Raw genomic sequence first — 13512 nt, 5'->3', positions numbered from 1 at the left:
GTTGCGAATTCAACTGACATTTGGAAAAAAATGAGGAGTGAACAGGATTCCCACATTTTATCTCGAATACTCACATGTAGAAAATCCGATGAAGCTATGAAAAGTGAGGTGAGGCGATGAAGCTCTCCATCGAGCCGGGGGATTATGTCGTATTGATAGAAATCAATAAAGAAGTATTAAAATGTGCCTCCCTAGAGGAAGCTGACCAGGCAGATCGCCTACGATATGAATTGGTCGGTCGTATGAGTGAACGTTTGCCTGCGGAAGTCATCGTTCCGTCCATCATCGACTACATCCGATTCGGAAGCGGGTATATCGGAGATCGAATCGTCTGGGATGCCGAAACAGAGTCTTTTTTTTGTCAGCAATTCGAGACAATCGATGGTTCTCCGCTCGGTGAAGACCTTGAGGGATTCCGTCCCGACCCGAGTCGAGTCGAACTAGCCCGATACTATACGTACTTGACAATCGGCCGAATCGTCGAGTTCGATATGTTACACCCGGACGAAACGAGTTATTGGTAAACTTTCCGACAACTTTTTATTCAAAAAAAGGGAAATCTAATCCAAAGTTTGAGATAATGAAGTCACTTTGTAAGTTTGGAATGGAGCGGAAGGAATGAAAAAGATTGCCCTTTTGACAGCGCTTGCCCTTTTACTGCCGGTCGGAGTAGATGCTGCGAAACCTGTCATCCTTGAAAAACACGGTTATGTGGTCTCGGAACCACGTGTCACGAGTCAATATTATGTACGTCAAATCGGAACCGATTTGGCTTGGAGTAAAACGCGCGGTGCCTCTGACATCGTCATCGCCTTGATTGATTCTTCGGCTGATCGTAATCATATGGACTTAAAAAACGTACCTCGTGTTGTCAATTCGATGATCGGCCCTTATACGGCTGACGTCCATGGCACGCATACTGCTGGAATTATGGCGGGGAAACATAATCGAGTCGGCATTGCCGGACTTGCACCTAATGTTCGCTATCACTTCTACAACGTATTCTACGGTAAAAACTCGGAATCCACCGATTCATGGACAGTCGCGAAAGCGGTCGATACGGCGGTCGCCAAAGGCGCGACCATTATCAACTTGTCTTTGGGTGGAGATGACTACGATACCCGCTTGGCGACATCCATCAAGCGTGCGCGAGCGAAGGGCGTCATCGTTGTTGCTTCATCAGGAAACGATGGGAAACGTCAGACATCGTTTCCTGCCAGCATGAACGAAGTGATTGCGGTCGGAGCCATCGACTCTCGCCACCGAATTGCGAGCTTTAGCAATATGGATGACCATGTGAGAATCGTCGCGCCTGGGGTGAACATTTTATCACTTGGAGTGAATAATCGCTTTGTCTATATGGACGGGACGTCCATGGCGGCACCGATGGTCACGGCAAGCCTCGCACTCGTGAAATCGATCAATCCATATTTGACACCGGGTGAGGTCGATCATTTACTTGCGAAAATGCCGCGCGCTTCAGGTAAATCGTATACAGAATTAAATACGATGAAGCTGCTTGAAGCAACAGCACGCCCGATTCATATCTCAACCCCTTCCGTATGGGAGAGTCGATATGTCAAAAACGTTAAACTGAGTGTAATGAATCATTCCAATCTCAAATCAACGTTCTCGTTGTATCAAGGGAGCAAGAAAGTCAAAACGCTCACACCGAACCGGTCGTTCACAATGTATTCGAACGGGGACTGGCTACCAAGCGGTCAATATCGAATCGTTGGGCAAGTGACGGACGGAAAATATAAACGTTATACAAGTCGGACGATTGAATACGTCAATACGTTAAAGACCTCGATTTCCGTCGAAGCGACGGACGAGTTGACGTTCACGTTGCACACGACACGAAAAGGCACGGTGACCGTTCTAGATTCAGAGGGCAAGGTGATGTATGAGGCACTCCATATCCCTGGCAAGTTTCCCGTAAGAGGAGACACGACTCAGCGTCTCACGGTTATCCTTAAACCGACGGACATCCGTGAAAAAGTTGTGACGACAACATATGAACCTCCGATCGTTGAAGAAGACACACCAGTCCCCGAAACGACTTGATCAAAAAAGCCGCTCGCTCCATAAGGAGCGGCGGCTTCGTTTATTTAATCCATGGTGATGGCTTCACCACACCAACGGATACTCGCTTCTAATACGTTTCCTTGGTCATCAATATGCTCGAAACTGAGTTTGCCATCTCGGATGATTTCGCATAAACCGACACGAACCCGATCGCTCCAGCCACGACGCGTTTCCTTTGTTTCATCGAAAACTGGAATGGCATCCGGAAAACGTTCTTCTAAGTGCGCCAGATTGTGATGGTCAAAATGATAAGACCGTTTTGAGAGTTCGTTCGGGGCTTTAATATCGAACGGTTCAAACCCTCGGACGAGACGATTATTTCGGTAGAAGGCGAACACGCCGTTGTTCGGGTGGAGCACTTTAATGTCATCGATTTCGATTACATAAGTCAGACGTTGAATCCAACCGTTTTTTGCATCCTGATGCATCAAAATCCCTCCTTATTCATTGAACACGCCTTATTTTAGCGCTGACGGGATGTAAAATCAAGTTTCGAATTTCAGTTGTCAACCGTTCGAATTTCCGCTACAATGGTTGAAGTGACTATGAGGTCTGGACAATCGCGGGACGTAAGTTTTGAGGAAAGTCCATGCTCGCACAGCCTGTGATGGCTGTAGTGATCGTGCTACACGAAAAGATAAGTGTAGGCAACGCAAGTTGACGGCAGAAGAAATACCTAAGTCCTCGGATATGGTATACGCTTCTTGAAAGTGCCACAGTGACGGAGTCTGATCGGAAACGTTCAGAGTGGAACGAGGTAAACCCCACGAGCGAGAAACCCAAACTATGGTAGGGGAACTTCCGAACCGGAACCGAACGGAACGGAGGGCGCCGATGTGCGCAGATAGATGATTGTCACTCCATCGTGCCAGGGAGACCGTTATGAGCACCGGAGTACAGAACATGGCTTACAGGACAACATAGTCTCAACTGACAACGACAAGGAGTTCAAGCACATATACTTGAACTCCTTTTTTCATGAACTTTTTAGAATGTACAACATGAATCGACTCAATGTAGAAAGAAGGAGATGTTTAAATGGCAAAACGTAAACTGATTGCGACGGCGGCGATGGGAATCGAGGCACTCGTAGCTAAAGAAGTAAGAGATTTAGGATACACATGTGAGGTCGAGAACGGTCGCGTGTATATCGATGCGGAAATGGAAGACATTCCACGCCTCAACATGTGGTTACGGACTGCAGACCGGGTCAAGCTCGTCGTTGCCGAGTTCAAGGCGACAACGTTTACAGAATTGTTTGACGGTGTGGTGGCGTTGCCATGGACGGACCTCATGCCATGGGACGCGGCGTTCACGGTAGACGGTCGCTCGGTCAAATCGAAACTGTTCTCCATTCGTGACTGCCAGAAAATCACGGAAAAGGCGATCGTCGAAGCGATGCAACGCGGTTACCGCAAAGAAGGGGAGTGGTTGCCGAAGTCAGGGGCGAAATTCCCGATCGAGGTCGCTCTATTGAAAGACGTGGCGACGATCACAATTGATACGTCAGGTCCTCTTCACCGTCGTGGCTACCGTGAATTGCATTCCCAGGCACCGCTTAAAGAAACGATGGCGGCAGCGATGATTCAGTTGACGAACTGGCGTCCGGACATGCCATTTTATGACGTGTTCACCGGGTCAGGTACGCTCGCAATCGAAGCGGCGATGATCGGACGGAACATCGCGCCGGGTATCAATCGTGAATACTTCGCTCAGGACTGGGAATGTATCCCGAAAAAAGCATGGTATGCAGCCATGAACGAAGCGAACGAGAAAGCGGAGTGGGATAAACCGCTCAAAATCTATGGAATCGACCTCGACCCGCGTATGGTGAAACTCGCGAAAGACAATGCGGAACTCGCCGACGTCCGTGATGCGATCACGTTCGTCCATAGTGACGCAGCCGCACTGAAACCGAAAGAGGAGTACGGCGTCATCATCGGTAACCCACCTTATGGGGAACGTCTCCAGTCAGAAGAAGAGATCATCGACTTGTACGAGCGAATCGGGGAGCAATATGCGAAATACCCTGGTTATAGCGTCTACATGTTGACGAGCTATGAAGACTTCGAGAAAGCATACGGTCGCCCGGCGACGAAGCGTCGTAAGCTTTATAACGGTAATATTGAAACGCAGTATTACCAATACTTCGGGAAGCGTCGTCCACGTCCGGACCGTGACGCAAAAGCGAAAACAGAGTAATGAATCCATGACCGCTCAACTGAGCGGTCATTTTCTATTTTCTAGAACGAACTCACTTGTTTCATCTTTCGCCGAACAGGTTATACATAACATATGTATAATAAGAGGGGGACATAAGATGGAAAAGCATACAGTTGAATACCAGTTACACGCGAAAGAACAGAACACTCGCACGGTCGAGGTCGAGATGGACCGGGTACCGGATCTAAATAATCAAGAGGAACTGAATGCGGTGTACCAAATTGTATCAGACGCTATTCGTGAACCGATTACTAGTTTTGAGATTGTATCCATCACGTGAGCCCGAGGCAGTCGCTTCGGGCTTTCTACATATTATTGGAGGAGTGATTAGATGAATATGTTAGTAGTGGGCATTGGGGATGTCGCCAAAAAAGCATATCTGCCAGTATATGCCGGATTGAAGGATGTCAACGTGTATCTCGTCTCTCGAGATGAACAGAAGTTACAGGACATTAGATCGACTTACCGTTTCAAAGAGGGATATATGGATCTTCAAGCCGTTCCGATGACACAAATCGATGCGGTCATGATTCATTCGACGACAGCTGTTCATTATGAGCAAGCCGAGTATTGTTTACGACAAGGGAAGCATGTCTTTATCGATAAACCGATCACGTTCACATTTGAAGAGACGGAACGACTCGTTATGCTCGCTAAAGAGAAAGGTGTCCATCTCGTCACGGGATTCAATCGCCGATTTGCGACAGCGACGCAGGCGCTGAACCAAGTAGAAGATAAAAATATGGTCTTCATTCAAAAGAATCGAACGTATAAACCGGCGACGATTCGTGAATTCGTAATTGAGGACTTTGTGCATGTCGTCGATACGCTCCGTTATTTGACCGACCTTCAGCCCGTCGACCGGTTGCGTGTCACCCCTCGGTATGAAGGGGATGTATTGAGACAACTCATGATTCACTTCACAGCAGGAGGGATCGAGGCAATCGGTTGGATGAATCGAGACAACGGTTGTACCGAAGAAGTGATGGAAGTCATGTCACCGACCGTAAAGCGGGTCACCCGTGACGTGGAGCGGATAATCGATTTTGGACGAGACGGCATGAGGGAATGGTCACTCGACCCGTGGGAGTCGAACTTGAAGCGTCGGGGATTTGTTGACATGATTGAATCGTTTATCCGACTGCTAAGTGGTGAGAACAACACATCGGTCACTGCCGAAGACAGTCTCGAGACACATCGTCTCTGTGAAGAAATTCTAAGTCATGTACAGTGACCACACTGTTTCTGTCAGATTCAGAGCGGGTAAAAACCCGATAAAAGGAGGCGATATCGTTGGATATTCGTGAACTGATTATGCAAGTGAATGACTATTTATGGTCGTATCTTCTCATTTTCGTATTGATCATTGGGGGACTCTATTTTACGATTCGGATGGGATTTGTCCAATTCCGAATGCTCCCTGAGATGTTCAAGCTCTTATTTGTTAAAGGACTTAAGCATGAGAAAGGTCAGGTATCATCATTCCAGGCATTCGCAATCGGTACGGCTGCACGGGTCGGTACGGGAAACATCGCTGGTGTGTCGACGGCAATCGCTCTAGGCGGACCGGGTGCAGTATTTTGGATGTGGCTCATTGCTCTGATTGGAGCGGCATCTGCTTTTGTTGAAAGTACACTTGCACAAGTATATAAAGTGCATGACGGTAAAGCGTGGCGGGGTGGACCGGCTTACTATATCGAACGCGCTTTAGGAGAGCGCTGGTTAGGGATTGTCTTCGCTATCTTGATTACGTTCGCATTCGGATTTGCTTTCAATTCGGTACAGGCGAATACGATTGCCTTATCAGTGAACAATGTATTTGAAGTCGACACGGTTTGGGTCGGACTCATTTTATCCGTTATTACCGCAATCGTTATCTTTGGTGGGATTCGTTCTATCTCGACCTTGTCTGGAATCATTGTACCAATCATGGCAGGTGGCTATATTTTATTAGCCATTTGGGTCATTTTTACGAATCTTGATGTCGTGCCGCAAGTGTTCTCTGCCATCTTCTCGGAAGGGGTTCTCGGATTACAACAATTGTTTGGTGGTGCCGTCGGGGCAGCTGTTCTACAAGGTATTCGTCGCGGATTGTTCTCGAACGAGGCAGGGATGGGTTCTGCACCGAATGCCGCAGCAACGGCCGAGGTGAGTCATCCCGTCAAACAGGGATTGATTCAATCGCTCAGCGTATTCGTGGACACGTTATTCATCTGTACCGCAACGGCCATGATCGTCTTGATTTCAGGTGTGGAGGGCTCTGAAGCATTCCAAGGAATCGAGCTTGCCCAGGAGGCATTACTCGTTGAAATCGGTCCGATTGCGACGACGCTTATGACAATCGCGATTCTATTATTCGCTTTTAGCTCAATCTTGGCTAATTACTATTATGGCGAAACGAATATCGAATTCATCTCGGAGAAAAAGCAATATTTGATCATTTATCGCATCGCTGTTGTCGGAATGGTCATGTTTGGTTCCGTACGATCGGCAGGGCTTGTTTGGTCCATTGCAGATATCTTTATGGGACTCATGGCACTTGTCAACATGTATGCGATTTTCCGACTAAGTAAAGTCGCCAAGACGTTACTCGATGATTATATCGTTCAGAAAAAAGCCGGACGAGACCCAGAGTTCTTCAAAGATGGGGTCGATCTTCCGGGTAAAGAACATATTGAGGCGTGGGAAGCGAAAAAAGAAGAAATCAGCTAAGTTGATCGAAGGGAGCTCCTGGCAACAGGAGTTAATCCTTCGATCAAAGTAAAATTATTTCAAGTACCGTATTTTAAGATAAAATAAGAAAGTAGAGAGTAATAATGAAACAAGTATTTTTGACAATCGTCAAGCGATTTTTTACAGAGCGTTTTTTTGATCAGGCAGCAATGTTGGCCTATTATTTTATTCTTTCGACGTTCCCATTTTTATTGTTTGTGCTAGGGATTGTCGGGTTTTTACCGTTTACAAGTGGGGACGTGATTCAAGCATTGTCCCTTATCATGCCAGAAGCAAGCTATCGTTTGTTACAGGGGAACATTGAGGCAATCTTTGATAATTCTAAATTGAAATTGGCATCATTCAGTATCTTACCGGCGCTTTGGATTTCATCGATGGCAGTTCAGTCACTTGTCCGTGCATTAAACGATGCATATCGAGTTGTACGCCATAAGGCCTTTTGGAGAGGTCTGATCCAAGATATCGCGATTACTTTGGCACTTATGTTCGTTCTTCCGTTCTCGCTACTTGTACCATTAATTGAGACGGCGCTTAGAGAATTATCTTCATATGTGCTTTTCATTGATGAAATCGTGACAGACTATGCCCAAATCTGGTTCTATTTTCGATGGATTGTAGGGTCGAGCCTCCTATTCACCGTTTTCGTATTCGTCTATAAATGGTTACCAAGTGTATCTGGAACATTTAAAAATAGTTGGAGTGGCGCTGCATTTGCTACACTGGGTATCTTAATCGTATCGAATGTGTTCAGTTACTATTCTCAGTTTGCAAACTATGAACAATTCTATGGACAATTAGGTGCCTTTATCGTTTTATTGATTTGGTTCTATTTAGCGGCAACTGTTATTTTGCTCGGAGGACTTTTAAATGCGACTTTGATGGAGAGAAAAGAAAAAACTTCGCTAGACGTGTAATTGCTAGTTATCATTTAAAAGAATAGGGAATGGTAACGTAAGGTCCACATCAACTAAGCGGAGGTGGGAAACATGGATATGCAACGGCTCGTTCACAATCGTCGTTTCATCGATCAATCATTGTTTTACCTCGCCTTACATCTTTGGAAATGGGTTCTGTTGTTACCTGTCTTGTTCTACCTTGATGTCTCGTTTCGACATTCGCCGTTCTCAGAGTACTTGATCGTCAGTATCATCTTGTATCTCATGTTTCGTGTGATTCAATATGTCATTGCTAGCCGTGCCTCGTTCATGGAGTTAATAGAATTCGGCTATGCGGTATTGTCACTCGTTCTCGTATTCTCCTTTTTGATGGAAATCAATGCGCCACCCGTCGCCACTGCATTGATTGGCGCAGCATACTTAGTCCACCCAATGCTCGCGCTTCATCATTATCAAAATTTCTCGGAACGGAAGTGGTTGAATAAACAATTTCAACTGTTCAGTCCGATGTTACGTCAAGGAGAGGTACCTGTTCACGTTCTTGTATTGACGGAAGATGAAATTGTGATTACTGTAGAGAGTGGAAAAGAGTTTACGTACCGTCATATTTATTGGGGCGGTTTTTATGTAGAAAATGCTTCCTAAAAGGTGGTTACACAGTTGTTTAGTGGATTCGACAATATCATTGTCATTTTATTTTGGATTACGACATTCATTGCGTTCTTCAAGGGTGCATATGACATGTGGCGTGAATATCGATCGACTAAAGAGAAGTCGGTACTCTATTATTTGATTGTTTTGGTGATCACATGGTTTTGGTTCAATCCTTACGAATTAGTCGCCCTTCATCCATTCGTATTGATGGCGTATTACTGGAATCGAAACAAGTGGATGCGGAACGCGATGCTCGTGTTGGTTCTCGTGCCATTCGTGATTCGTGTCTGGTTAATCGCAGCATCGATGTAAATACAAAAAACTCGGTTCCCTTCAAAGGAACCGAGTTTTTTGATGCATCTAATTATTCTTTCTTAGCAGCTGCCAATTCAGCTTCCATTTCACCGAATTCACGGTTGATCCGTTTTTGTTCTTTCTGGCTAGTGAAGTTGCTGACAAGTACAATCGCCAACATACTCAAGAAGAAACCAGGGACCATTTCGTAAAGGACGGTTGAAAGTCCAGTCACGATCCAAAGAATTACGGTAACCGCACCGACGAGGATACCAGCGAGGGCACCTTGACGTGTCATCTTACTCCAATAAAGTGAAAGGAGAATGGCTGGTCCAAATGCAGAACCGAAACCGGCCCAAGCATAACCAACGAGTGTCAAGATTGTACTAGACGGGTTGAGTGACATAAGTGTCGCTACAAATCCGACGAGCAAGACACCGATGCGTCCAGCACGTACCATTGTTTTTTCACTTGCTTCTTTGTTGAAGAACTTACGATAGAAGTCTTCTGTCAAAGCAGATGACGTAACGAGCAACTGTGACGACACGGTAGACATGACGGCTGCAAGAATTGCAGCTAACAAGAAGCCAGTAATAAACGGGTGGAACAAGACTTCAGAGAATCGAATGAAGACTGTTTCCGGGTCCCCAAGTGGATTTCCTTGTCCGCGGAAATACGCGATTCCGACAAACCCTGTCATGACGGCACCAATGATTGAAACGGTCATCCAACTCATTCCGATTCGGCGAGCCGTTTTCAATGATTTCACATCACGAATCGCCATAAAGCGAACGATGATGTGTGGCTGACCAAAGTACCCGAGTCCCCATGCAAGAAGACCGATAATCCCAAGTGTCGACGTCCCTTTGAAGACATCAAACAAATCAGCGTTAATTGTCGTTGCAGAGTTGACAGCAGTGTCTACTCCACCAATATCTGTTAAAGCAACAAGTGGTACAAGTACGAGTGCCAAGAACATGATGACACCTTGTGCAAAGTCCGTCCAACTTACTGCCGTGAACCCACCGAAGAGGGTATACAAGATCACGACACTGATTGTAACGATCACACCTGTCTGATAGTTTAATCCGAATGAGCTTTCAAACAACTTCCCGCCAGATACAAGTCCGGCTGACGTGTAGAACGTGAAGAAGATGATGATGACGGATGCAGATAGGATCCGTAGCCAGTTCGAGTGATCTCGGAACCGATTCTCTAAGAAGTCTGGAATCGTAATCGAATCGTTCGCCATCTCTGTGAAGACGCGAAGTCGTGGAGCAACTAACAAGTAGTTCAAGTAAGCTCCGATGACCAATCCAACGGCTAACCAAATTGCTGATAGTCCAGTTGCATACATTGCACCCGGTAGTCCCATTAACATCCAACCACTCATATCCGAAGCTCCGGCTGACATGGCTGTAACTCCTGGCCCCATTTTTCGGCCACCTAACATATAATCTGATGAATCGGTCGTTCGTTTATACGCAACGTATCCGATAAGAAGCATCATCACGAGATAAAGCGCGATTGATACCCATTCTTGCCATAGCATTGAATTACCTCCTATTAAGTTAAGAAATCTATTTAATCAAATCGTCCGCGATTGTGTGAAGACATCACACAGTTAGTAACTAAAGTTGAAAAGGCGAACTTGTGACTTACCTTACAGAACCTTTTAAATGATTGCAAACTGTCACCTTTTCAGAAAAACGGCTCTAAAGCCCATCATATCAACGGATAAGAGTGAAAATCCTTTGGTAAAAAGTTTAAATATTCTGAGTATTTGAAATACTGAGGACTTCCCTGTGTAACATGATTGTAACATTCGTAGCTTTTTTTCAGAAAAAAAGCAAAAAGGAAGAACGTGAATTTCACGTTCTTCCTTAAATTATTGAAATGCATATTCTTCTACAAGACGCATGGCCGGGAATGTTTGACCAGATTTTGCTTGCATAGTGACAAGAATATAGGTTTCTTCCTGATGATTCATGATAAACACCATCGTATATCCTGATTCATCCGTATAACCTGTCTTTGTGGCGGTCACATACTTTGAATAATTAACACTTCTTTCATTAATTGATGAGCCAAGGTGGTACCACCATCGACGTTTACCATTTCCATCTTTGTCCTTGAACTCTGCTTCATATTCATATGTCCCCGCAATTTCAACGAGTTCTGGATATGTACTGAAAGCGTATGCGATTTTGGCCATGTCGTTCGCCGTCGTGTAATGGTTCGGATCAGAATAGCCATGTGCGTTCATAAAATGAGTACCCGTCAAACCTAATACTTCAGCCCGTGCGTTCATCAATTTCACGAAATCATCGGTTGAGTCATTCGTGTATTCCGCTAAACTGTTTGCGGCATCGTTACCTGATTCGAGAAGTGTGGCATAAAGCGCTTGTCGCACGGTTAGCGTATCACCGATGGCGAGATGTGCGATGTGACTGTCCCACGGGATATCAAGTGTCGAACTCTTGATGGTGATGATTGGTTGATCAAGCTCGTTTTTCTCTGAAGCTTTCTCATAAGCGAGAAGCGCCGTCATCAATTTCGTAGTACTGGCTGGGAACACACGATCGTTTGCATTCTTGTCGATTAATATTTTCTGTTCGGTCACGTTGACGAAGGTAAGGGCACCAACAGGAATGTCCTCGTTCGCAATCAAATTAGTGTCACTCAGAGACCAACTTCCCATTTCGATTTTCGGAAAGACCGGACCTTGTTTCATCTGTTCAACTTTAGGGGTGGCCGCTTTTGCTGGAGTCGGTGATTTTTGATCCTGCTTAAATCCGACTAATGCCGGGATCAATGCGAGGATTCCAAGCAACACGATCGCTGCAATCATTCTTCGCATGATGTACGTTCTTCTTTGATGTCTCCTTCTACGGGTCAAGAAAAGTCCCTCCTTTTATCTTTACATGATAAACATAATAGAAACCGCTCTCTTTTTTCGCTGTTAAAATAAAGAACTAGGTCAATGATTGACAGACGATGAAAGAATTGTGTTTCGGGTATAAGAGTAGAGATGCCACTTTTTGAGAGGAGAATGTGTCATGCACCGTTATCCGTTCACGAACTCGATTTGGCGACAACATGATTCGGGAGATCTTTACCCGCCGCTCGCCGTTTCGGAATCGACCGAAGTCGTCGTCATCGGGGCAGGGATTGCCGGGTTAGTCTGTGCCTATGAACTACAACGACGGGGGAAAAAGGTGACGCTCTTAGAAGCGTTAGAGATTGGGCACGGGACGACTGGTCATACGACGGCAAAATGTTCTGTTCAACACGGAGCGATTTATCATCAGTTGATTCGTCATTTCAATGAATCAATCGCCCGTTTGTATTACGAGTTCAATTTAGAAGCACTCGCTTACTTAAATAATCAAGTGGCTGAAGGATTTGACTGTGATTATTCGATAGAGCATTCGTTTCTTTATTCTAGAGAGGCGAACGAGGAACTTTCTAAAGAACTTGATGCCTATCGTCAATTGAAAATTGACGGGGGTGACGCCACGGAAGAAGTAAGAGCGGCTCTCCCATTCTCAATCGAGCAAGCGCTGGTAATCCATAATCAAGCTCAATTCCATCCCGTAAAGTATTTACGTGAATTAGCCGAGCGTTTTGTTCGATATGGAGGAAAAATCTATGAACGAACGAGAGCGACGGAAGTGAGTCGGGGACCACGTCCGGTGGTCACTACATCTACCGGTAGAAGGGTACAAGCAAATCAGGTCGTGATTGCGACCCACTATCCGTTCAATGACTTGCGCGGTCTATATGTGTCAAAGTTTTCTGTTGAGCGTTCGTATATCGTTGCCTGTGAAACGAATGTTCCTCCGCTGAAAGGGATGTATTTAGAGGTCGGACAGAATAGCCGCTCGTTTCGATCTTACGAGGAAGAGGGAACGAATTATCTACTTGTCGGTGGCGAGGGTCACCCTGCGGGACAAGTTACTGATACGCGTCTGCGATATGATCGATTGGAGAATGACGCCAAGTCATATTTCGGGACGAATCGAGCATCCTATCGATGGTCGTCCCAAGATCTCATGACGCTAGACAAACTTCCATATGTGGGACAAATGTTTAAGCGAGAACCAGATCTCTTTGTAGCATCAGGATTTTCGAAGTGGGGGATGACAAACGGAATCGCTGCCGGGATTTTACTCGCCGACCAATTAACAGGTCGACCGAATCGATTCATTGAAGTGATGTCTCCACTCCGTCAAACGGTAAAACCTGCTGATATTGGCGCATTCCTTAAGACAAACTTAGATACGGCCACTCAGTTCACAAAAGGGACAGTCGATCGGGTGCTTGAACGAAGAGATGTTCAAGAGCTTCAGTTAGATGAGGGGGGAATCGTGCAAGTTGATGGGAAGACCAGGGGTGTATATCGAGACCTCGATAACCAGTGTCATGTGGTCAACCTGACCTGTACACATCTTGGCTGTACAGTGAAATGGAACAATGCCGAACGGTCATGGGATTGTCCATGCCATGGATCTCGCTTTGATGCGAAAGGGGACGTTTTAGAGGGTCCTGCCACAAAACCACTTACCTACAACAAGCGTGGAGATTTGTAACCTGGTGTCGGTAAAGGTTGACAGCTATAATG

General features: G+C 45.7%; 13 protein-coding genes and 1 other RNA gene. 11 read left to right on the top strand and 3 right to left on the bottom strand.

The features are described 5' to 3' along the window. The first annotated feature begins 116 nt into the window (after positions 1-116). The gene (locus tag KNO94_RS02610; protein ID WP_214777292.1) at positions 117-524 is read left to right on the top strand and encodes a hypothetical protein; all 408 of its coding nucleotides are present in this window, start codon (positions 117-119) and stop codon (positions 522-524) included. Positions 525-618: 94 nt separating this feature from the next. Next, positions 619-2067, top strand: coding sequence for a S8 family peptidase (locus tag KNO94_RS02605; protein WP_214777290.1), 1449 nt, complete (start codon positions 619-621; stop codon positions 2065-2067). Between the two features lie 44 nt (positions 2068-2111). Here the strand turns inward: KNO94_RS02605 and KNO94_RS02600 are convergent, their stop codons facing one another. Beyond that, positions 2112-2516: a hypothetical protein gene (locus KNO94_RS02600; RefSeq protein WP_214740756.1), complete on the bottom strand. Its 405-nt coding sequence runs from the start codon at positions 2514-2516 to the stop codon at positions 2112-2114. Between the two features lie 120 nt (positions 2517-2636). Here KNO94_RS02600 and rnpB point away from each other — a divergent pair. The 8 genes from rnpB to KNO94_RS02560 all read left to right on the top strand — a co-directional run bounded on the left by rnpB (position 2637) and on the right by KNO94_RS02560 (position 8906). Then, positions 2637-3004, top strand: an RNA gene (rnpB, locus tag KNO94_RS02595) — RNase P RNA component class B. Between the two features lie 122 nt (positions 3005-3126). Beyond that, the gene (locus KNO94_RS02590; protein ID WP_214777288.1) at positions 3127-4290 is read left to right on the top strand and encodes a THUMP domain-containing class I SAM-dependent RNA methyltransferase; all 1164 of its coding nucleotides are present in this window, start codon (positions 3127-3129) and stop codon (positions 4288-4290) included. A 118-nt stretch (positions 4291-4408) separates the two neighbouring features. Next, a complete protein-coding gene (locus KNO94_RS02585) occupies positions 4409-4591 on the top strand; it encodes a hypothetical protein (RefSeq protein WP_214740752.1) in 183 nt (60 codons plus the stop codon). Between the two features lie 51 nt (positions 4592-4642). Then, positions 4643-5545: a Gfo/Idh/MocA family protein gene (locus KNO94_RS02580; protein ID WP_214777286.1), complete on the top strand. Its 903-nt coding sequence runs from the start codon at positions 4643-4645 to the stop codon at positions 5543-5545. Between the two features lie 59 nt (positions 5546-5604). Continuing rightward, positions 5605-7023 (top strand): alanine/glycine:cation symporter family protein, encoded by a 1419-nt coding sequence (locus KNO94_RS02575; RefSeq protein ID WP_214740748.1) that lies wholly within the window; start codon positions 5605-5607, stop codon positions 7021-7023. A 104-nt stretch (positions 7024-7127) separates the two neighbouring features. Further along, entirely contained in the window at positions 7128-7958 is an 831-nt protein-coding gene (locus KNO94_RS02570; protein ID WP_214777284.1) for a YihY/virulence factor BrkB family protein, read from the top strand. A gap of 72 nt (positions 7959-8030) precedes the next feature. Next, entirely contained in the window at positions 8031-8585 is a 555-nt protein-coding gene (locus tag KNO94_RS02565; RefSeq protein WP_214740744.1) for a hypothetical protein, read from the top strand. A gap of 15 nt (positions 8586-8600) precedes the next feature. Next, a complete protein-coding gene (locus KNO94_RS02560) occupies positions 8601-8906 on the top strand; it encodes a hypothetical protein (protein WP_214740742.1) in 306 nt (101 codons plus the stop codon). A gap of 52 nt (positions 8907-8958) precedes the next feature. Here the strand turns inward: KNO94_RS02560 and putP are convergent, their stop codons facing one another. Continuing rightward, a complete protein-coding gene (gene putP, locus KNO94_RS02555) occupies positions 8959-10440 on the bottom strand; it encodes a sodium/proline symporter PutP (protein ID WP_214740740.1) in 1482 nt (493 codons plus the stop codon). 336 nt (positions 10441-10776) lie between these two features. After that, positions 10777-11748, bottom strand: a complete 972-nt coding sequence (locus KNO94_RS02550) for a D-alanyl-D-alanine carboxypeptidase family protein (RefSeq protein ID WP_214777282.1) — start codon at positions 11746-11748, stop codon at positions 10777-10779. A 199-nt stretch (positions 11749-11947) separates the two neighbouring features. On the opposite strand from KNO94_RS02550, the gene KNO94_RS02545 reads away from it, so the two are divergent. Next, on the top strand, positions 11948-13480 hold the full coding sequence (locus KNO94_RS02545; RefSeq protein ID WP_214777280.1) for an FAD-dependent oxidoreductase: 1533 nt from the start codon (positions 11948-11950) through the stop codon (positions 13478-13480). Positions 13481-13512 lie beyond the last annotated feature (32 nt).

Origin of the sequence: Exiguobacterium sp. s22 (assembly GCF_018617455.1) — a bacterium.
GTDB lineage: Bacteria > Bacillota > Bacilli > Exiguobacteriales > Exiguobacteriaceae > Exiguobacterium.
The sequence above is the reverse complement of the archived record's forward strand: the minus strand, read 5'-3'. Positions and strand labels throughout refer to the sequence as shown.